Annotated in this window: 15 protein-coding genes; 13 read left to right on the forward strand and 2 right to left on the reverse strand. The window is 54.7% G+C overall.

The window, feature by feature from the left end:
• Window positions 1–445: 445 nt before the first annotated feature.
• The 6 genes from HYD27_RS33010 (at window position 446) to HYD27_RS27580 (ending at window position 7,204) form a co-directional block, all read left to right on the forward strand.
• Window positions 446–598: a DUF6809 family protein gene (locus HYD27_RS33010; protein WP_375373950.1), complete on the forward strand. Its 153-nt coding sequence runs from the start codon at window positions 446–448 to the stop codon at window positions 596–598.
• 541 nt (window positions 599–1,139) lie between these two features.
• A complete protein-coding gene (locus HYD27_RS27560; RefSeq protein ID WP_219220672.1) occupies window positions 1,140–1,508 on the forward strand; it encodes a MerR family transcriptional regulator in 369 nt (122 codons plus the stop codon).
• Window positions 1,509–1,530: 22 nt separating this feature from the next.
• A complete protein-coding gene (locus tag HYD27_RS27565; RefSeq protein WP_219220675.1) occupies window positions 1,531–2,292 on the forward strand; it encodes an SDR family oxidoreductase in 762 nt (253 codons plus the stop codon).
• A gap of 414 nt (window positions 2,293–2,706) precedes the next feature.
• Window positions 2,707–3,429 carry a GntR family transcriptional regulator gene (locus HYD27_RS27570; protein WP_219220677.1) on the forward strand — a complete coding sequence of 241 codons (723 nt, stop codon included), beginning with the start codon at window positions 2,707–2,709 and terminating at the stop codon, window positions 3,427–3,429.
• Between the two features lie 387 nt (window positions 3,430–3,816).
• Window positions 3,817–6,201: a phosphoketolase family protein gene (locus HYD27_RS27575; RefSeq protein ID WP_219220679.1), complete on the forward strand. Its 2,385-nt coding sequence runs from the start codon at window positions 3,817–3,819 to the stop codon at window positions 6,199–6,201.
• 160 nt (window positions 6,202–6,361) lie between these two features.
• Entirely contained in the window at window positions 6,362–7,204 is an 843-nt protein-coding gene (locus tag HYD27_RS27580; protein ID WP_219220682.1) for an aldo/keto reductase, read from the forward strand.
• Window positions 7,205–7,324: 120 nt separating this feature from the next.
• On the opposite strand, the gene HYD27_RS27585 is transcribed toward HYD27_RS27580, so the two are convergent.
• Together HYD27_RS27585 and HYD27_RS27590 are read right to left on the reverse strand one after the other, a co-directional pair.
• Complete coding sequence (locus HYD27_RS27585) at window positions 7,325–8,164, reverse strand: TIGR03915 family putative DNA repair protein (RefSeq protein ID WP_228745383.1); 840 nt, start codon at window positions 8,162–8,164, stop codon at window positions 7,325–7,327.
• Entirely contained in the window at window positions 8,155–9,474 is a 1,320-nt protein-coding gene (locus HYD27_RS27590; RefSeq protein ID WP_219220683.1) for a putative DNA modification/repair radical SAM protein, read from the reverse strand. Before HYD27_RS27590 ends, HYD27_RS27585 begins: the two co-directional genes overlap by 10 nt.
• Window positions 9,475–9,650: 176 nt before the next feature.
• Here HYD27_RS27590 and HYD27_RS27595 point away from each other — a divergent pair, with 176 nt between their 5' ends.
• From HYD27_RS27595 to HYD27_RS27625, 7 genes are all read left to right on the forward strand, one after another.
• Window positions 9,651–11,483 carry a cache domain-containing sensor histidine kinase gene (locus tag HYD27_RS27595; protein ID WP_228745385.1) on the forward strand — a complete coding sequence of 611 codons (1,833 nt, stop codon included), beginning with the start codon at window positions 9,651–9,653 and terminating at the stop codon, window positions 11,481–11,483.
• Complete coding sequence (locus HYD27_RS27600) at window positions 11,480–13,060, forward strand: response regulator (RefSeq protein ID WP_219220685.1); 1,581 nt, start codon at window positions 11,480–11,482, stop codon at window positions 13,058–13,060. The genes HYD27_RS27595 and HYD27_RS27600 overlap by 4 nt, the downstream gene beginning before the upstream one ends.
• A 449-nt stretch (window positions 13,061–13,509) precedes the next feature.
• A complete protein-coding gene (locus tag HYD27_RS27605) occupies window positions 13,510–14,364 on the forward strand; it encodes an ABC transporter permease (RefSeq protein WP_228745389.1) in 855 nt (284 codons plus the stop codon).
• A 2-nt stretch (window positions 14,365–14,366) separates the two neighbouring features.
• Complete coding sequence (locus HYD27_RS27610) at window positions 14,367–15,233, forward strand: carbohydrate ABC transporter permease (RefSeq protein ID WP_219220689.1); 867 nt, start codon at window positions 14,367–14,369, stop codon at window positions 15,231–15,233.
• Window positions 15,234–15,327: 94 nt separating this feature from the next.
• Window positions 15,328–16,905 (forward strand): type 2 periplasmic-binding domain-containing protein, encoded by a 1,578-nt coding sequence (locus HYD27_RS27615; protein WP_219220691.1) that lies wholly within the window; start codon window positions 15,328–15,330, stop codon window positions 16,903–16,905.
• 124 nt (window positions 16,906–17,029) lie between these two features.
• Window positions 17,030–19,330, forward strand: a complete 2,301-nt coding sequence (locus HYD27_RS27620; RefSeq protein ID WP_219220693.1) for a GH36-type glycosyl hydrolase domain-containing protein — start codon at window positions 17,030–17,032, stop codon at window positions 19,328–19,330.
• Window positions 19,331–19,511: 181 nt separating this feature from the next.
• The gene (locus HYD27_RS27625) at window positions 19,512–21,803 is read left to right on the forward strand and encodes a carbohydrate-binding protein (RefSeq protein WP_219220694.1); all 2,292 of its coding nucleotides are present in this window, start codon (window positions 19,512–19,514) and stop codon (window positions 21,801–21,803) included.
• Window positions 21,804–21,889 lie beyond the last annotated feature (86 nt).

Raw genomic sequence — 21,889 nt, forward strand, 5'->3', positions numbered from 1 at the left:
TCCGGTGACGGATGAAGGAAACTCACTCCTGAAGATGGGGAACTGACGAAGGAAAGCCGTGTGCGGGAAATCCGCATGCACGGTTTGACGGGGAGTCCGAGGGAGTAATCCCTCGTCTTACCCTACTGTTTTTTCTTATGATCCCGTCAGGAAACAATGTACTTGGATCATCTGGGCCAATTCCTGGAGATCATTTGTGCAGATGCTAATTCGGGTATTCCATTCAGTCATGTACATGAACTAGTAATTGCCTTAAATCAAGCATTTGTTGATATGAGGAAAAAATGGCCCTGAGAAGCGGTGTGCGTGCTTTAACCTGTATCTCCACAATGTGGATGGAAGAGAGGGCTACTAAGCTTGAAGGAATCTATGAGCTGTCAACTCTAGGCAGGGGTTTGACTCCTGCGGCTTCGTATGAAGTCTCTGGAGATTTTGGAAGCAGAGGCTGTCCGCAGGGGAGTTTGAAGAGCTGGAATCTTTATTGGAACTGTATTCACAAGCGCAGGGGTTGGAGCCGGCGGCGGCGTTCGCATGTGGGTTCAAGACCGGGGCGGCGATGATGATTGAAGTTCTATATGAATTGAACCGGAGAACCTGAACAAGCGGATGGAACGCAAGGAGGTTCATAGGGAACGAAAGCGAAGTGTAAAAAGTAACACTAATGGGCTGGAATCCCGGATTTAACAGGCATTAGTGGGATTTTGTACACTTATTGAAGGCCATCTCCCCCATACAAGGTGATTTCAGGCGAATTAGTTGTACTTTTTCCCACCAGGGATGATCCAGTATCCGAATGCGCTACCTTAGGGCTCCTTTTTACCACTAATTACAGCTGGCGAAAAAGCGGCGGAAGGGAATTTGGAGACTGCAGGAGCGGAGCGTCTGCCTTTGTCTGCGGATTTCCACCGCGAACTACATCAAGAAATCCGCAGACGGGCAGCGGCGGGATGTCCAAGCATTCTCTGGAATTGCGACCAGTCCTAAATAGAAAAATTACAAGTTCAATCTATATAACCGATGATTAAGAGAAGCGGGTGTCTTTTTTCGTCTGGAATTTTATTTCCAGTTGACTTAAACTATGCTTTAAGTCGTATGCTAATCCTGTCGACATGGAAAGATCAGATTTGGAGGCCTTCAAAATGAAATATGCAACGATTGGTGAGGCTGCGGCTACCTATCATATTCCGGAATCCACGTTAAGATATTATGAGAAGCAAGGGCTGCTGCCGCTGATGGAGCGTGATGCCGCCGACAGGCGGTTATTTTCTGAAATGCAGATGGCGCTGCTTGGGACGGTGCTTCGCTTGAAGCAGACTCATATGCCCATACACGATATCAAGCAATATATAGCTTGGGTCATTGAAGGGGATAGCACCACGGACCGGCGGCTTGAGATGATGACAAAGCACAAGCAGGCGGTGCTGGATGAGATTGCGTCCATGACGGATGCCTTGCAGGGCATTGATGTGAAGATTAACCGGTATACAGAGCGTTTGCAGAAAAAATAGATCACAGAAAAGAGGAAAACTGATGAAGCTGTCAGGAAACACTATACTCATTACTGGTGGAAGCGCCGGAATCGGACTGGCTTTTGCCGAGCGGTTTATACAGGCGGGCAATCAAGTGATTGTCTGCGGGCGGCGTGAAGAGGTGCTTCGCGGTGCGCAAGAAAAGCTCCCTGGCCTGATTACCCGACCATGTGACATGAATGTAGAGTCCGAGCGTGTAGCCTTGTTCGATTGGGTTACCGAAAGCTATCCGGAAGTCAATGTACTGGTGAACAATGCAGGGACTCAGCAACGGTTCAATGTGCTGAAGGCGGACGCCAAGCACGATTGGAGTTACTTCAATCAAGAGATCACCACCAACCTTGATGCGCCCTTCCACCTGTCGATGCTGTTTGCTCCATATTTTGCAGGAAAAGAGCAGGCCGCGATCATTAACGTGACCTCGGGGCTGGCCTTTACACCGTTTGCCATCGCCCCAATCTATTCCGCGACCAAGGCCGCGCTTCATTCGTTTACGATGAGCCTGAGACACCAGTTGTCCGATACGTCCGTAGAAGTCATCGAGGTGGCTCCTCCGGCAGTGAATACGGATCTGGGCGGTGCGGGATTGCATACACATGGGGAGCCTTTGGATGCCTTCGCAGACGGGATCTTCAAAGGCCTGGCAGAGGGCAAACCGGAGATCGGCTACGGGACATCTGCGGACCGCTTGCGCATGTCCCGGGATGAAGTGGACGTGTACACAGCAAATATGTATCAGGCTACGAAGGGCATGATTGAATGAAATCCGTAAAAGGGAGACGCCTGCCCTGACCGGATGGCATTATAGAAAAAGAGAGGCCTTCTCAAATGGAGGCCTTGCTTTTTTTGTATCAATCAGCCTCTCCTTCCTGACCGAATGAACTTCTCTGCCAACATTTTCATTCGAACTTGTGACCCAGCGGTTCATGAATGTTTATAGATATAAGACATATAAGCCCCCCATGCCGCTGCGCGGCACTCAGCACACTAAATGATCCTTCTATTTCTCGCGGAACACCTCCTCCTATATAAGGACGGCGTAGCCGTTTCTGCTTGCTTTTACTATAAACCATCAGCGGTATGCCGCCCACATTACTCTGTATAATCCCTCTTTCAATTATGTTATATTTAATATTGAAAATTCCGTTTTTTTATAGATCTGAAGAAGGAGTACCCCATGACACAATTTGTCTATAAGCAGATTATTGATGACCTCAAAATGAAGATTTTTGCGGGACAGTTTGCGGATATGAGATTGCCGGATGAGCGGAGTCTCAGTGAAACGTACCGGGTTAGCCGCAGCTCCATCAAACGGGCGTTGACCAAAATGGAGAATTCGGGAATTATTTTCAAAAAACGGGGTTCAGGCACCTTCATCAACCCGTTATACATAAAAAATGAATCGATCTTTAATTACGAGGGCACGAATCTGGGGGTTACCGACAACTTTCAGATGGACGGCAAAAAGCCCAAGGTCAAAGTGCTGAATTTCGAGGTCATCCGGCCTACGGAAGAGCTGCAGCGGGATTTGTTTTTGCAGCCCCATGATTTTGTCTACAAAATCGTCCGCCTGCGCCTGTTCGACGATGAGCCGTTCATGATTGAAACAGGCTATATTCCGATCAAAATTGTCCAGAATCTGGACCAGACGATTATCGAAGGCTCGATCTTTCACTACTTGGAGGAGTCGCGGAATCTGGCGGTTACCAAATCGTTTTTATCTATTTTTGCCGAGCCTTCGGGGGCTAAGGATCAGGAGCTGCTTCATCTGCAGGAGAATGAGCCTGTAGGGATTATGGAGGGGATCTTCTTCCTGGACAACGGCACGCCCTTCGAGTTCTCGCATATGCGCTTCCACTACAAGTATTTGAAATTCAACACGTTTGTATCTGTACAATAACGTTCCAGACGACAAGGCCGGGGAGTTTACCCTGGTCTTTTTTGAAATATAGAATTTATAATGCCTTGCACACAAAATGATCCTTCTATTTCTCGCTGAAACACTCCGTCCCTTATAAGGGCGGCGTAGCCGTTTCCACTTGTTTGGGGATTTATGAATGGGGGCTAACCGAGATCCCGGCATGAATTGAACATATAATTACATTTTTATAAAAATTAAGACCGTTTAGCAAGCGATTTGCTCCGTTATTCATACTATGTTCAAAATTTCACAAAATTGGACCGTATCAATTGTTAAAAAGATTGAATTTATTAAATGCAGAGGTATGATGTACTTGTAGAAATAATTAGGTTCAGAAAATAGAAAAAACGAATAGGAGCGGATGAAATGGGATTGTCAACAATACCGGTGGATTATTCATCTAAGACGTACTTGGCAAAGCTCGATGCCTACTGGCGCGCAACCAACTACATATCGGTAGGACAGCTATACTTGAAGGATAACCCGTTGTTAAGAGAACCTTTGAAGGATGCAGACGTCAAGGTTAAGCCGATTGGACACTGGGGCACCATCCCTGGCCAGAACTTTATTTACGCCCACTTGAACCGTGTCATTACCAAATACGATTTGAATATGTTCTACGTGGAAGGCCCCGGTCACGGCGGCCAGGTTATGGTGTCCAACTCCTATCTGGATGGTACCTACACCGAAATCTACCCGGAAATTACGCAGGATATCCCAGGCCTCAAAAAATTATTCAAGCAATTCTCCTTCCCGGGCGGCGTCGCTTCACATGCTGCTCCCGAAACTCCGGGGTCCATCCATGAGGGCGGAGAACTTGGGTACTCCCTGTCCCACAGCGTAGGTGCGATTCTGGATTATCCGGATCTGATCTCGGCAGTTGTTGTGGGCGATGGAGAGGCTGAAACCGGACCGCTCGCTGCTTCCTGGCTCTCCAACCGGTTCATCAACCCGGTCACGGACGGTGCGGTGCTGCCGATTCTGCATTTGAACGGCTTCAAGATCAGCAACCCGACCATTCTGTCCCGGATGTCGAAAGAGGAGTTAACTGCATATTTCACAGGCATGGGCTGGGAACCGTTCTTTGTTGAAGGTGAAGATCCAGAGCTGATGCACCCGGAAATGGCGAAGACGCTGGATACGATCATCGAGAAGATTGCCGCGATTCAAAAAAATGCGCGTGAAAACAATGATACTGCCCGTCCTGTCTGGCCGATGCTTGTATTCCGCACTCCCAAAGGCTGGACCGGTCCCAAGGAATGGGATAAAGTGCCGAACGAAGGCTCTTTCCGTGCCCACCAGGTTCCAATACCGGTGGATCAAAAGAACATGAAGCATGCCCCCGCCTTGCTCGACTGGCTGAACAGCTACAGACCTGAAGAGTTGTTCGACGAGAATGGACGTTTAAACGCAGACCTGGCCGAAATTCTTCCTACAGGCGACAGACGAATGGGAATGAACCCTGTAACCAACGCCGGCAGCCTGATTAAGGATCTGCACAAGCCGAATTTCCGCAATTATGCACTCGATAACTCCGTTCCCGGTCAAGTGATTGCACAGGATATGGCGGTACTGGGCAAATACCTGAAGGAGGTTGTCCTTCTGAACGAGGATAACCGCAACTTCAGAATTTTTGGGCCGGATGAAACGATGTCGAACCGCCTGGGTCCTGTGTTTGAGGTGACCAAACGCCAATGGATGGATGAGATCAAGGAACCTCATGATGAATTCCTGGCTCCTTATGGCCGTGTTATTGATTCGCAGCTATCCGAGCATCAGGCGGAAGGCTTCCTGGAAGGCTACGTATTAACAGGCCGTCACGGTTTCTTCGCAAGCTATGAAGCCTTCCTGCGTGTGGTGGATTCGATGATTACCCAGCACTTCAAGTGGCTGCGCAAGGCTACAGACCAAACCTGGCGTACAGATATCCCTTCATTGAATGTTATTGCAACTTCGACGGTATTCCAGCAGGATCATAACGGCTATACCCACCAGGACCCGGGCCTGCTCGGTCACCTGGCAGACAAGAAGCCGGAATTTATCCGTGAATATTTACCGGCTGATGCCAACAGCCTGCTTGCTGTTTTTGACACTATCCTGAATGACCGCCAGAAAATCAATCTGATCGTGTCATCCAAGCATCCGCGTCCACAATGGTTCTCGGCAGACGAAGCGCAGGAGCTGGTGGATAAAGGACTCAAAATCATCGATTGGGCCAGCACCGACAAGGGCGGAGAGCCTGATGTGGTCATTGCTTCGTCCGGTACAGAGCCGACGATGGAGAGCCTGGCTGCCATCTCTATCCTCCATGAGAAATTGCCTGAGCTGAAAATCCGCTACATCAACGTGGTTGACCTGCTGAAGCTGAGAAGCCGGAAGCTGGACCCGCGCGGTCTATCCGACGCTGAGTTTGATCATTTTTTCACAAAGGATAAGCCGGTGATCTTCGCGTTCCATGGCTATGAAGGCCTGATCAAGGACCTGTTCTTTGACCGCCACAACCATAATCTGCATGTCCATGGTTACCGTGAGAATGGCGATATCACCACACCGTTTGATATGCGTGTACTGAATCAGATGGACCGCTTCGACCTGGCGAAGGAAGCTGTGCTGAGCTTGCCGGATGCCGGCAAGCATCAAGCTATCGCGGATGAAATGGATGCTATGGTGAAGAAGCATAATCAATATATCCGTGAAGAAGGCATCGATCTTCCGGAGGTGGAGAACTGGGTATGGAAGGCTTTGAGCTAATGTAATGTAAATCCTCTTGCAGGGGGTGTCCTGAAGTCATGTGAAATGGCTGCAGGCACCTCCTTTTTGCTGTCTGTGTACAGCGCCTGGTGGACTGGATTTTGCTTACCGCACGCAGAAGTGCTATTTTTATAAGATCATAGTGAAGGAGGTTCTCTGGATGAGCAAGGGTATTGCGGAAAAGGTATTGAATGACGGGCTGAAGGTGCCGGCTATCGGCTTTGGTACGGCTTGGATCAAGGGAGCAGCCGGAGTCAAGGTGCTTACAGACGCGATTGATGCCGGGTACCGGCTGATTGATTCGGCATTCAACTATGAGAATGAGGGAGCTGTAGGACAAGCAGTCCGTCAAAGCTCGGTGCCAAGAGAGGAACTGCTGATCTGCTCGAAGCTGCCGGGGCGTCACCATGCGTACCGGGAAGCGCTGGAAACGATCGAGGAATCCTTATATAGAGGGGGCCTGGATTATTACGATCTGTATCTGATCCATTGGCCGAATCCCAAAGTTGACAATTATGTGGAGGCCTGGCAGGCGATGATTGAGGCGAAAAAACAGGGTTATATCCGTTCCATCGGTGTCTGCAATTTCCTGCCGGAGCATAATGAACGCCTAATTCAGGAGACAGGTGTTGCTCCAAGCATCAATCAGGTAGAGCTGCATCCCTGGTTCAATCAGGAATATCAGCGTGCCAAGGATGCTGAGCATGGTATCGTAACGGAGTCCTGGAGCCCATTGGGACGCGGCCACAGCATGCTGAAGAATGAAGAGATCAGCAGCATTGCCGCAGCCCACGGCAAAACGCCGACACAGGCGATTTTGCGCTGGCATGTCCAGCTTGGCGCGATCCCGATCCCCAGAGCGAGTTCTGTAGAGCACCAGAAGGAGAATCTGGAACTCTTCGATTTCGAGCTGTCGGAGGCCGAGATGAAGGTGATCTCGGGGCTGAGCAGGGAAGACGGGCGGCTGTGGGATCAGGACCCGGCGGTGTATGAGGAGATGTAGAGTTAAGCAGGATTTGCTTAACAAAATATAAAAGTGACAACAAGGACTTGGATAAACTCCAAAGTCCTTGTTGTCTGTACAGCCAGCTTAAGCAGAATGATTGTTAGGCCTTAAGGGATTTTATTTCAGCTTCCCGTGCTCCAATCGAGGCGGGCTCTCTTCAACCTCAAGCTTCGGCTTGCTGTCCGGCGCGGCTGCTTGGCTGCTGTTCATCTCCGGCAGGTGCTTCCAGTAGCGTTTGGGCATGAGCGAGGAACGCAGCCGGTCGTTGCGGCGCTCCTTGATGCCGATGGCGTGATAGAATCCCTTCCACAGGCGGCGGTATTCTTCCTCTGCGGCATCCGGCTCCGGCGGTACCCATTCATCGAGCGGAATAATGGCCTGCTGTCCGGGCTGGTGGATGAGGGCCATGCTGTGGGTTTTGTCGTAGATCATGAAGCTCTCGCCGTGGAACCGGTCGCAGAAATGCTCCTGAATGACCGGAAGCACGAAGCCCCGGGGTTCAATGACCGCCGCCATCACCGGACCGTAAACGGAGAACCGGACAAACCCCAGATAATGGTGGCCCTCCCGCTGGAGCTGCTGAACGGCCTTGTGCAGGGCATTTACGGTATCATCGGCAAGCATGTTCATTACCTTGCGGCCATGGGCGAAGCCGAGATACAGAAAGTTCAGCAGCAGCAGCTCCTTGTCCGGCGTGCATGTCCAGAATCCAAGGCGCACCAGTTCCGCTGCCTCAGGACAGATGCGAAGCGGGATCGACTTCAGCACACGTTCTGCCTTGCTGCTGTCGGTATCAATCCATTTCGATTCCAGCAGCAGGCCCTGCTTCTCCCCTTCGGAATGTATGGCGAGCGGGACCTCCTTCCACTGGTAGCTCTCGAATACGCAGCACAGCAGGCCCTCAAAGCTGCCGTCGTAGGTATAGGCCAAAGCGGCCGGCTGAAACATCAGATCCATTCCCCTCCCTTCAGCACCGCCGGTCCGGCCGCCGGCAAGGCTGCCAATTGCGTGTCGTCGAACAGGGTAAGCTGCTCGTATTGCGGCGGCTCTACCGAGGCAAGCTCCTGTCCGGACATGAGCGAACGCAGCAAGGTGTGCTCGCCTACTTTAAGCCCCTCCAGCATCTTCCCTTTGCAGGTAATGAAGAATTGGGCGCGTTTGAGTACAACGCCAAGCTTCTTCAGACTGTGGAAGTCCAGCGATCCGGCCCGGCGCGCCTTCACAATCCGCTGTGCACTCTTTACGCCGATGCCCGGCACCCGCAGCAGCATGTCATACGGCGCAAGGTTGATTTCAACCGGGAATTGCTCCCGGTGATTAACGGCCCAGCCGCATTTCGGATCAAGCAGCGGGTTAAAGTTCGGAGCCGCCTCATCCAGCAGCTCACTCGCCTGAAAGCCGTAGAAGCGCAGCAGCCAATCGGCCTGGTAGAGCCGGTGCTCCCGCAGCAGCGGCGGCTTGGTATCCAGAGCGGGCAGCAGGGAATGCTCCACCACAGGCGTATACGCAGAGAAAAAAACGCGCTTCAGGCCGTACTTCCGGTACAGCCCTTCGGTGAGGGTCAGAATACGGTAATCGGTGTCCGGCGTTGCCCCCACAATCATCTGGGTGCTCTGTCCGGCGGGAGCAAAGCGGGGAGCATGATTATATTTGACGAGATCCGAGCGGTTCTCGTTAATTTTTTCCTTGATCAGGGACATGGGCTTCAGAATGGAGTCTTTGCTTTTGTCGGGGGCAAGCCGTCCGAGGCTTTCCTTGGAAGGCAGCTCAATATTGACACTCATGCGGTCCGCCAGAAGGCCGAGCCTGGACAACAGCGCGTCGTCGGCGCCGGGAATGGCCTTCACATGGATATAACCTCTGAAATGGTAGACATTCCTCAGCAGTTCAAGGGCGGCAATCATTTGCTCGGTTGTATAATCGGGATTCCGCATAATACCGGAGCTTAGGAACAGTCCTTCAATGTAATTGCGCCGGTAGAACTGCAAGGTCAGATCCGCGAGTTCCTCCGGCGTGAATGCGGCCCGGCGTGCAGGGTTTGATTTGCGGTTGACACAGTATGCGCAGTCGTACACGCAGCCGTTGGTCATCAGCACTTTAAGCAGCGAGATGCAGCGCCCGTCTGCGGCGAAGCTGTGGCAGATGCCCATGCTGACCGTATTGCCGATCCCCCCGGCCTGACTATTACGGCTGGAGCCGCTTGAGGTGCAGGCTACATCATATTTGGCCGAAGCGGTCAGAATTTCAAGTTTCTCCATCACATCCATGCCGATCCCTCCTGATAACGGACATTATATACCGAACATGTGTTCTTGTCAAAAGCATTGAATTGCGAATGCCTCAAGAGATTTTTTTCCCTGCAATAAATCACACTGCCGCCCTATCCAATCCTTTAGTAGAATAAAGTGTATTCAACAGTAGCCGTGAAGGGACGGAAGGCAGCATGAACAAATGGTATGGACGGCATGCGTGGAGAAGCGGATTGCGGAATATGAAGCTGCAGAACAAGTTCATGGTGAGCTATCTGTTGGTATGTATGATCCCGGTCTTGATTGTAAGCGCAGTCATTTACCGGTGGGCATCATCCAGCCTTGAGGATTCGGCGCTGGAGTTCGCTTCGCTGTATACCTCGCAAATTGAAGCCTCCTTGAATGAGTTCATTGAGGAGTATGACAAGCTCACGAAGTCGGTTCTGATTGACAATGATATTATATCCCGGCTGAGCCGCGAGGAGGCGATGTCCATGGATGAGCAGATTGCGCATAAGCTGACGGTTGAACGGACACTGATGCGCGTCGCCGTCCTGAAGCCGGAAATCAGCAGCCTGGTGCTGATCAGCAGGAACAACAGGGTTCACCAGTATACGAATACATCGAATGTGGTCAACGAAGGGCGGCTGCTGGGCCAGGATTGGTACAAGCGCCTGCATGACTCCAAGGAAACGTTTTTTATCACGCCGGCGCATGACCGGTCCTATTACGAGGGCAATGGAGAAGGGGCGGTCTTTACTGTGGCAAGGGTGCTGCTTAGCTCGGACGGCTCCTACGCTGGCGTGCTGCTCGCCGATCTGGACACGTTTCAGCTGCTGAAGCTGAACCAGGCTTTTGTGGTGGCGCGGGACCGTTACGATATGCGCGTCGTCATCGGAACCGGGGATGGGGAGATTGTCTATCATTCCGATGCGGCCAGCGGCAAAATGACCTGGAGGGAGATTTGGGATTCCGGGCTGACAATTGCGGAGGAAGGAAGCGACAGTCTGATTATCCTGTCCGGCAGGGCGGAGAGCGGAGGTCTGACCGTCAAAACGGAGATTCCCCGCGACCGTCTGCTGCTGAAAATCGGCAAAATGAAATATGCCACAATCATTGTCATCCTGGTCTGCGGCGTATTCATCGTGGTGATCTCCATGGCGCTCAGCTATACGATCATTAAACCGATCAAAGAGCTGCGGCGAAGCATGAAGCAGGCGGAAACGGGGCATTACGCCCCGATTGAGAAGGCGGCGTCCGGCGATGAAATCGGCAGTCTCGTAGGCAGCTACAACAAGATGATCGTGACCATCAGAACGCTGATTGAGGATGTCTATATCGCGGAGATCAAGCAGCGGCGGGCCAAGTTCCTTGCCCTGCAGAACCAGATTAACCCGCATATGCTCTACAATACGCTGGAGTCGATTCGCATGAAGGCGCTGGTGAAGGAGCAGGACGAGATTGCCGATATGATCAAAATTCTCGCCAGAATGTTCCGGCTGGCGCTTGGCAAGGACGTAGCGCAGAATCTGGTCCGCCATGAGCTGGATTACGCCGCCAATTTTTTGAGGCTGCAGAATATCCGCTTCGGCGACCGGTTCCGCTTCGAGTCCCGCCTGGACAGCGCGGTTCTGGAGCGGCCGATGATTCCGATTGTGCTTCAGCCGATTGTGGAGAACAGCATCAAGCACGGCTTCTTGGAATACAGCCGCATGATGACGATCGTGGTCGACGGCCGGGAGCTGCCGGACGGCGGACTGCTGCTGAGCATCGCCGACAACGGCTGCGGCCTGCCGCCGGAGAAGGCCGCAGCGCTGAACGAACTGCTGCGCGAGGCCGGCGGCGGAAGGCTGAAGCTGGACGAGGCCGGGGACGGTCCGGATCAGGGCATCGGATTGCGCAACATCGCCGAGCGTCTCAGGCTGCATTACGGCGAGGCCAGCCGGATCCGGGTGGGCGGCGGACAGGGGAAGGAGACCACGGTGGAAATTTATATTCCCGGTGAGGATAGAGGAGGGGAAGTATGAATATAGCATTAATCGACGATGAGCCGGGAATTCTGGAAGGCTTGAAGCTGATCGTGAAACGGAATCTGCCTGAATGCAAGGTGATCGGCACCGCCCATAACGGCGTCGACGGCATCAGGCTGATCCGGGAGAAGAAGCCGGATATCGTCCTTACCGACATCCGCATGCCTCAGGCTGACGGACTGGAAATGATCGGAGCGCTGAAGGCCGGGGGCTGCACGGCCAGATTCATCATCTTAAGCGGCTATGCCGATTTCGAATACGCCAAGAAGGGCATGCAGCTGGGGGTACAGTTTTATGTCACCAAGCCTGTGGAGGAAGAGGATCTGCAGAGGAGTGTGCGGTCCTTAATCGCGGAAATCCTTGGGGAGCGGGCCCGGCTGCGGCAGATGAACGAGCTGAAGGAGGAAATCCGCAGCCGTACGGCCGAGCAGATGCTGCGGGATATTCTTGACGCCGGGAGCGACAGCCCGGCTTATCTCCAGGAGCTGGGCGGAGATTATCCGTTTGGCCGCCCCGGGTTCCGCTATCTGTGCGCCCTGATTGAGTTCGACGGCCTGACGGAGCTGAGGCCGGACAAGCTGCAGCTGCTCTATGGCACACTTGACTCCGGGCTCAAGGCTTACAAGGCGGTTTACCGTCTTCGTTATGTCGGCTCCCAGGTGGCGGTAGTGGTCTGCCACGACAAGGAACTGGATGAAGCCCGTATGGTCCGCTCGCTCGAAGCGGTGAAGAACACCGTTACTCTGGCAGCCGGCCTTACCCTGTCTGTGGGCGTGGGCTCGGTCTGCATGGGCCGGGACGGCATCGGCAAATCCTTCGATGAGGCCCGTCAAGCGCTGAGCTGCAAGGTGCTGAAGGGCTGCGGAACAGTACTCTCCTATTCCGCAACCGTTCGCAGCGGCGGAAGCCGCAATGCCGTTCCGGAGCAGCATATCGCCAGGCTGGAGGCTTGCGTCGACAATGAGGATACGGCCGGAAGCGTGCAGGTGATCCGCGAAATCTTTGAGAGCCTGGCCGCCGACTCCTCCTTGAGCCTTGCCGATCTGCAGTATCAGTGTCTGAACATACTGCTCTCCAGCGTACGCAAAATGCCGTTTCACCAGCTTCAGCAGAATGATACGCTCGGCCGGACGATTTTGTCGCTGGAGGGCATTTCCCGCTTCCGGACGCTGGAGCAGCTGCGCGATTGGCTGACGGAGATCATCGGGCGCATTATAGAATTCAAATCGGTGCGCAATACGGCGAAGAAAAAAGATCACATCGCCGAAATCAAGGAGTATGTGTCGGAGCATTACCACGAGAGCATCAGTCTCGCGGAGCTGTCCGGCCGCTTTTATATCAATCCCTATTATTTGAGCCAGCTCTTCAAGCAGAAGACCGGCGACACGTATCTGAACTACCTGATCAATCTCCGCATGGGCAAAGCAAAGGAGCTTCTGGAGAAGACCGATCTTAAGGTATACGAAATCTGCCAGAGAGTCGGATACAGCGACACTAACCATTTTGCCAGGCTGTTTGAGCGGCATACCGGCCGCAAGCCGACAGAATACCGGAAGAATCCCGCAGGGCGATAGCTGGTCCGCGCCTTTTTGTCCGGGTTCCGCCGGGAAGCTTCCCCCCCCCCCACGGGCCTTCTCTGCGGCGGCATGCCGCCGCAGGGCTGCTTGCGGGGGTATTTGCCCATTCCGGCCCCGCCTGACTTCCACGATAGCGTTGCGGGCGTCCGGAGGTCGGAGTACTTAGGGCCCTCCCTTGGCTAAGGGAGGATTTGGGAGGGATCGAAACTATCTGGTAAATCTTAAAAATGACAGGCAAGAACCTATAAAATGTCCCTTTGTGCGGCTGGCGGCATGGCGCTATGCTTTATGTAAGCGAATACAAACATAGAGGGATGGAGGAAACAAGATTGAAAAAAGCATTAAACACAGCCGATATTGCGGCGGCAAGGGGTCCGGGGCTGCAGCGGCTCGGATTGCGAGACACCCTGCTGAGAAGGCTCAGCCCCTATTGGCCGCTTTACGCCATGGCCGTTCCGGGCTTGTTGTTCCTGATTATTTTCAAGTATATTCCGCTGGCCGGCTCGGTGATCGCGTTTCAGGATTATTCCGTCTTCAAGGGCTTTACAGACAGTCCATGGGTCGGCTTCAAGCATTTTGCCACACTCTTTCATTATCCAGAATTCACCCGGGTGTTCACAAATACGCTGATTCTCGGCTTCATCAAGGTATTCTGCGTCTTTCCGGTTCCGGTGCTGCTGGCGCTGATGATCAATGAGGTGCGCAAGGCCCGGCTGAAAAAAGGCATTCAAACTGCGCTGTACATTCCCCACTTTCTGTCCTGGGTCATTGTGGCGGGAATCGCCTTCGACCTGTTTGCGCTCAGCGGACTGTTCAACATTGTTATCGGCTGGTTCGGCCATGATCCGGTGCTGGTCATGCAGGAGAGCAAATTCTTCCGTCTTATCTATATGATTACCGCCGTGTGGCGGGACGCAGGCTGGGGCACGGTCGTCTATATGGCGGCCATCAGCGCCATTGACCCGCAGCTGTATGAATCGGCAATGATCGACGGGGCCTCGAAATTCAAGCAGATGAAGCATATTACCTTCCCGCTGCTGGTACCGACTATTCTGGTGCTGTTCCTGCTGGAGATCGGAAATTTCATGGATCTGGGCTTTGACCAGGTGTATAACCTCCTGACTCCGATGACCTACAGTGTCGGCGACATTATGGACACCTACGTCTTCCGCACCGGAATTCAGCAGGCGCAGTACAGCTTCGCAACAGCGGTGGGCCTGTTCCAGGCGGTTATCGCTTTTGCCCTGGTCTATACGTTCAACCGGGTATCAAGAAAAGTTTCGGACGGGGGGCTGTGGTAAGCATGAGTGAAGCCAGAGGAGAAAAAATGTTCACCGCTGCCATTACGGGGCTGCTGGTTGTTTTGTCGGTCTTTGCGCTTATCCCGCTGCTGTCTGTACTCTCCACGTCGCTCAGCTCCAGCCGGATGGTCGATCTGAACGCAGTGACGCTGTGGCCGAAGGAGTTCACCTTGGATTCCTGGGGGTATATTCTCGGCCGCCCCGACCTGTGGCGCGCATTCCTGGTCACCGTGTCCACGACGCTGATCGGCACGGTGCTGGCCCTGCTGCTGACTGCCCTGTTTGCTTATCCGCTGTCCAAAGCGGAGTTCCGGCTCGGCAGGCTCATTATGGTGGCAGTGGTAATCTGTATGGTGTTCAAGGCGCCGATTGTGCCTTACTTCCTGACGGTGCGGGGCATCGGGCTGTACGACAACCCGCTGGTGCTCGTCCTGCCGCATCTGCTTAATCCGTTCAACCTGATTATCATGCGGACGTTCTTCAAGGAATTCCCGAAGGAGCTGGAGGAGGCGGCTTTTCTGGAGGGCTGCGGCTACTTCCGCATGCTGTTCCAGTTCGTGCTTCCGCTGTCCAAGGCGGTGCTTGCGACCCTTGCGCTGTTCTACGGGGTGGTGCTGTGGAATCAGTTTCAGCATCCGCTGTTCTTCATACAGGATACCGACTGGTTCCCGCTGCAGATCAAGATCCGCCAGTTTATTACCGATTCCAATGAAATGCCGCTCGCCGCGTCCACGCTGGACATCAATTACAACGAGCGCACGCTGAGGGCAGCAACTGTGATGTTCGCCATCACGCCGATTATTATGGTGTATCCGTTCTTGCAGAAGTATTTCGTCAAAGGAGCCATGATCGGCTCGGTCAAAGGCTGAGGCTATGATAATTAACGTCCTGGTACTGGCAAATGCAATACGGTGACAAGGCCTGCAGGTCTTCACATACAAATCAAGCTTAGGGGGAACCATCATGCGGTTTAACAAAATAGGCAGGCTCGCGGTGATCACGGCCCTGCTCTCATCCATCCTTGCCGGCTGCGGCAATGACGGGAACAAGGCGGGGACGGAAGAAGGAGCTGCTGTGCCGGGCGGAAACGCGGCGGCGGAGACGGCAGACATTGAGGTATGGACGACGAACCTGGGCTTCAAGCCGATTACGCACGGCAGTCCGCTCTACACCTTCTATAAGGATCTTCTCGGCGTCGGCGTCATCCATCCGTATGTGGAATGGAACGGCGGGACGACCTATCTCAATCAGTTGAACCTCAAAATCTCCGCAGGTGAAATGCCGGATCTGTTCCTGCCGCAGCAGGGGATGGAGAGCAGTCTGGCCAAGAACGGCGCCCTTGCCGATTTGACCGATCTGCTCCCTGAGAAAGCGCCAAATGTCTGGAATGCGATTCCGGAAGAAATCTGGAACGTGGTCAAAGCGAACGACCCAACCGGCCAGGGACGGATTTATTATATTCCCGGCGTGCTGGATTACGGGCGAACCTCGGGGCTGATCCGCAAGGATTGGCTGGATAAGCTGGGTCTTGCGATGCCGGCGACGCAGGAGGAATACGTTAAGGTGCTGGAAGCTTTCCGCGACCAGGACCCGAACGGCAACGGACAGAAGGATGAGCTTCCGACCGGCGGCCGCGAGCAGGCAGCGTGGATGGACCATCTGTTCGCGATGTACGGCGTGGCGATGAATGATGGGAAGCCGGACTGGGATCTGTATAACGGCGAGCTGACCTATGCGGCGGTAACGCCGAACATGAAGGCGGCGCTGGAATTCATCGCGAAGCTGTACAAGGATGGGCTGATCGATCCCGAGAGCCTGCTGAACAATAAAGCGAAATGGGACGGGAAGATTGAAGGGGATAAGGTAGGCAACTATTACCACTGGGCAGAAGGGGTCAATGAGCGGATTGAGGCCATCCACAAAAATACGAATGTGAAGGCTGATTATTCGGTTCTGCCTGTACCCAAGGTGGAGGGTTACGAGGGCTTCTATTCCCTGAAGAAGACCCAGAATCCGGTCTGGGTGGTCAAGAACAACAAAGGCGCCAAGCTGGATGCCACGCTGACGCTGCTGAACAGCCTGTACGACAAAAATAACTGGAACGCGCTTTTCCTGGGACTGGAGGGGATGCACCATGAGCTCAAGGACGGCAAGCCGTCGCTGCTGCCGGAGGACAAGAGCACGATGGAGAACAAGCTGTTCCAGCCATATAACGATGTCGCCACCATCGATTTCAAGAGCGAGCTGTTCAGAAACACCGCCTCCGAGGACCGCATGTGGGCAGTGGAGCAAAATATCCGGAACATGGAGGACAACCAGCAGTATGTGAAGACGATCGCGGGTGACGGCATGCCGGCCAGCCTGTATGACGGCTACGCGGATATCAACAACCGCACCCTGTACGTCGAGTACGCCACCAAAATCATCCTCGGCCAGTTCTCCATCGACAAATTCGATGAATTCGTCGATAAGTGGAACAAGTCGGGGGGCGAGGAGGTTACCAAGCGGGCCAGAGAATGGTATGACAAGGTCAATAAGTAGGCAGGGCGGCAATATAACCTGCTCAAACCCGCAGCAGGCTGCAAGCCGTGAGTGACTCCTGCCGGAGAGGCTCAGGCTGCAGCCCTGCCGGCCGGGTCAGAAATATATACAGGGGAGTTTTGCGATGAGTTACGGCGATTTTGCAGGCGGCGGAGCGGAATATGTGATTACAACCGCCAAGACACCCGCCCGCTGGTTCAATTACTTGTTCAATGACAGCTATTATACGGAGGTATCACAGACCGGCCAGGGGAAAAGTGCGGTTATCCTTCCCCGGCACCGGGAATTCAACCGGGAGGGCTATAAATACTTCTATCTGCTCGACCACGATACCGGTGAATGCTGGTGTCCGGCCGGGCAGCCGCTTGATACGGAGAACGGGGGCTTTACCTGTACCCATGCCCTGGGCTGGAGTGAGATCCGTTCGGCACACGGAGGCATCTCGGCCGCCATCCGTGTGTTCGTGCCAAGGGAGGGCGTGCGCGAGCACTGGACCGTCACGGTCAGCAATAACACGGACCGGCCAAGGCGCCTGTCGCTGTTCTCCGCATTCTCGCTGGAGAACGGCGGGGTGATGGGCAGCAAGTGCGAATATGAGGCGGACAGCGGAGTGCTGTCCAGCTTCTCCTTCCCGTACCATGTCTTCTATGAGGAGAAGGAGCAATACGACAACGACTTGAGCCTGGTCTACTTGTTCTCCGACCGCCGGCCCGATTCGTATGATTGCAGCGAACGGAACTTCTTCGGCGGCGATGAGACCGGCGGATTGCCGGCAGCGGTTAAGAGGGGGCACTGCTCAGGGTTGACCGGCGAAGCGGAGAATCCGGCGGGTGTGTTCCAGCACCTCCTGGAGCTTGCCCCCGGCGGGCAGGCGGCTGCCGATCTGGTACTGGGCTGCGCGCGGACCCTGGAGGAGGTCCGGACAATCCGCGACAGCTGGCTCGCCGCCGGTACAGAATCCCTGCTGCAAGAGGTGAACGGGTATTGGGCTGCAGTGTCGGCGGCTTTTACGGTGGAGACGCCGGATAGCAGCCTCAACCATTTCATGAACCATTGGTTGAAGAAGCAGATCGTGCTCCAGACCCGGACGAACCGGATGTCGGTGTACTGTCCGGTCCGCAATCAGCTCCAGGATGCGCTCGGCTACGCCATGATCGATCCCGAAGGCGCCCTTGCCTTCATGGAAACCGTGCTGGCGCGGCAGGAGCGCAGCGGCTTCATCCAGCAGTGGATCATGACCGACGGCTCGCCGCCGCAGAAGCTCTGTCTGCTGACGCACAAGGATGGTCCGCTGTGGCTCCTGATCTGCCTGATTGCGCTGGTTCATCAGGCGGGGGACCCGGCGCTGCTGGACCGGCAGGTACCCTTCAAGGATGCCGGGGATTCCGCTTCCGTCTATGATCGTCTGCTGCTGGCCGTAGATTACATGGCCGGAGATACCGGCGCCCACGGTCTTTGCCTGATGGGGCACGGCGACTGGAACGACCCCATCAACGGTCCCGGCCGGCTGGGGCGCGGGGAATCGGCCTGGAGCACGATGGCCCTCATGTACGGAGCAGCTGAGCTGATTCCGCTATGCCGCCTGCGGGGCGATGAGAGCAGCGCGCAGCGTCTGGCGCAGCTGGCGCGGCGGCTGGATGAGGCCATCAACGGCAGCTGCTGGGACGGGGCATGGTATGTGGCCGGCTTCGACGACAACGGCGAGGCGTTCGGCACGGACAGCGACGGGGAAGGCAAGCTGTTCCTGAACACCCAGACGTGGGCGGTGATATGCGGGGCGGCGCGCGGAGCACGGCTGGCAGCCTGCCTGTCCGCGGTGGATTCGCTGGATACGCCAGCCGGACCGCTGCTGCTTGCGCCCGCGTTCACGGACTGGAATCCGAAGTGGGGCCGGATCAGCATCAAGCTGGCCGGAACGGCAGAGAACGGCTCGGTATACTGCCATGCCTCAATGTTCAAGGCCTTTGCCGATTGCCGTTCCGGGCGCGGCGCGCGCGCCTACGACACGATCCGCCGCACGCTGCCTACCAATCCGGATAATCCGCCGGAGCGGAATCTGCAAGTGCCGATCTTCCTGCCGAATTTTTATTTCGGCTTGCGGGATTCCCCGAATTTCGGACGGTCGAGCCATCATAATTCTACCGGAACCGTAGGCTGGATGCTGTGGACCGCGCTGGATTATGTGCTGGGCATCCGGGCCACGGCGGAAGGCCTTGAACTCGACCCGCACATCCCTCCGGATTGGCGCTGGTACAAGGCCGCGCGCAGCTTCAGAAAGGCGAGGTATGAGATTACCGTGCTCAATCCGGACGGGCTGGAGCAAGGGGCGGTCAGCTTGACTGTGGATGGATCGGCATGGCCGGGGGCGAGGCTGCCTTATGAGCCGGGCCGGACCTACCGGGTGGTCGCGGTGCTGACGGAGTGAAGCCGCCGGGGCAGGAAAGCGGCAGTCCGGGCACGGACCGGATGGAGCTGTGCTAAGGCGTTTGGTCCCAGTCATTATTACGGATATTCAGCTTTATCTCCGGGTTGCAGGCGTATGCCCGCGCTCGGAGCCCTCTTTTTGCGAATGAATGAAAGGGCTTACAATCAAAGGAGGAATTGATATGGAAAGAGTAAAAAAACAACGGGCCTTACACAAATGGAGACACAAGGGCATTCTTCTTCTGCTCATTACGCTGTTGGCTCCCTTGCTGCCGCCCGGGACGGGTCAAACGGCGGAAGCCGCCGGCAGCGCCACAGTGACCGTTGATGCCGGTTCCGATCTCGGCAAGTTCAACAACCCGGTATGGTATCAGAACCAGGCGGATTACTCCCCTGATCTCGGAGCGGGAGACATGGCCAAGGTGCAGGCACTCGGTGTAAAGTACACGCGGGCCTGGATCAAGCCGACCAAATATTACAACGAGGCAAACGGCACGTACAGCTACAACTATATTGAGCATGAGGGCAATACGGCATATAGCTATATGGATCAGATTGCGCTGCATTCGGACCGGATTTTTCTCAATATCGACCAGTGCTCCACCGAGCTGACCTACAATCAGCCCGCGCTGGCCCGGGAGGTGCTGAAGAACGGCATCCGCCATTACAAGCAGCGGTATCCGCAGATCGAATATATCGAAGCTTTCAACGAACCGAAGAAGAGCTGGACGCCGGGCTATGATGAGGCTCCCAATATGGAGATTGATACGTATTACTACTGGTACAAGCAGTTTTACGCCATTGTTCAGGAGCTTAACGCCGAGCTGAACCCCGCCATTCCGCTGAAGATCGGCGGACCGGCGAGCGTATCTCTGGATATGGAGTTCAACCAGCAGTTTCTGAATCAATATGCCGCGGACACCAATCCGAACAAACGCCTCGACTTCTTCTCCTATCATAGCTATAACAGGAGGAGCAATCCTGCCGATGTGCAATCCGACAAGGCCACTGTCCAAGGCTGGCTGAGCGCCCGGGGATTGAATCCGAACACACCGGTGTTTGTCACCGAGTACGGTGTGTTCCCCGGCTCCAACACCGGGACCACATATAATGAAGATTTGCTGACGCAGGCAGCCGCGATGTCGGCCCTTGGCTATTATTTCGTCAAGGGCGGCATGGATATGCCGATGCATTGGGTATTCGACCACGCGAACAACAACCGGAAGTCCATGTTCGCCGATGAAGCCGACGGAGCGCCGTACCCTTACTATAATCTGGTCAAAATGCAGAGCATGCTGAAGGAAAACCGCATTACCACCTCGTCGAATGCGCTCTCCGGCGACGGTCTGGGCATCCATGCCCTTGGCACCCGGGATGATACCGGAGTAGCAGTGCTGGCCTCCAATTACCAGTGGACCACGGGTACGGCGGATTACAATCTGACGATGAATATCACGAATTTGCCGTCTATCTTCACCGGCAAGCAGATTCGCGTCCAGCGGTACTTGGTTGACCAGACCCACAGCAACTACACCTCCAGCGGCGGCAGCGCCGAATTGGAAAAGGTCGCCGATTACATCGCCGCTCCAGCGGTTTCCATCGCCCCTGCCTTCACATTGGGCAAAAATGCGATGACTCTGGTTGTGCTGACCCCGGTCCATCACGGAGAAGCCGAGGATCTGCCGGCTGCGGTATCCGCCGGAGCCGTCCAGACGGATGTGGCCGACAGCAGCGCAAGCGGCGGAGCCTTCAGTAAATTTGACGGCACGGCGTCCGGACAGTATGTCGAGTACACGATGAACGTACCGAACGCCGGCATGTATGCAGTGTATGCCACGGTGAAAAAAGGCAGCGACCGCGGGAAATTCCAGCTGTCCGTAGACGGGCAGAACGTTGGCGAGGTCAAGGATTATTATGCCTCCAGTCAGTTCTACGACACCTACTACATTGGCAACAAAAACTTCGGCATAACCGGCGAGCGCAAATTCCGCTTTACGGCGGCCGGCAGCACAGGCGGCGGTTATGATCTCGGTGTGGACAGCATCCAGCTGATTCCGCGGCGGACGATTACGTTCGAGGCGGAGTCGCTGACCCCATGGAGCACGTCGGGGGATCCGTTTACGTATTTGAATGACACGGGAGCAAGCGGAGGCAGGCTGGTGAAGCTCGACACCAATGCAGCGGGCGACGATATGCAGTTCAATGTCAATATTACGCAGACCGGCACCTACAGCATCAAGGTTGGCGTCAAAAAATACAGCACGCGCGGCAAGTTCCAGCTGTCGGTAGATGGCGTCAATGTGGGCGGACAACAGGATTTGTATGCCGCCGGCAACGTGTATGAGGAACTGGCGATCGGCACGTATACCTTCCAGACCACGGGCAATAAGCGGATCAAGTTTTACGTTAACGGCAAAAATCCGTCCAGCACGGGCTACGATCTATCCGTCGATTATATCAGGCTCATCCCCTAGCTTCTTATGCATGGAGCATCCGGCGCTGTCCGGGTCCGGTTTAGATGTTGCTGCCCGCTATGCTATAATCATGGTATTGCTACTCT

This window comes from Paenibacillus sp. S150, assembly GCF_019352175.1.
In the GTDB taxonomy this organism is placed as follows: Bacteria; Bacillota; Bacilli; order Paenibacillales; family Paenibacillaceae; genus Paenibacillus_AQ.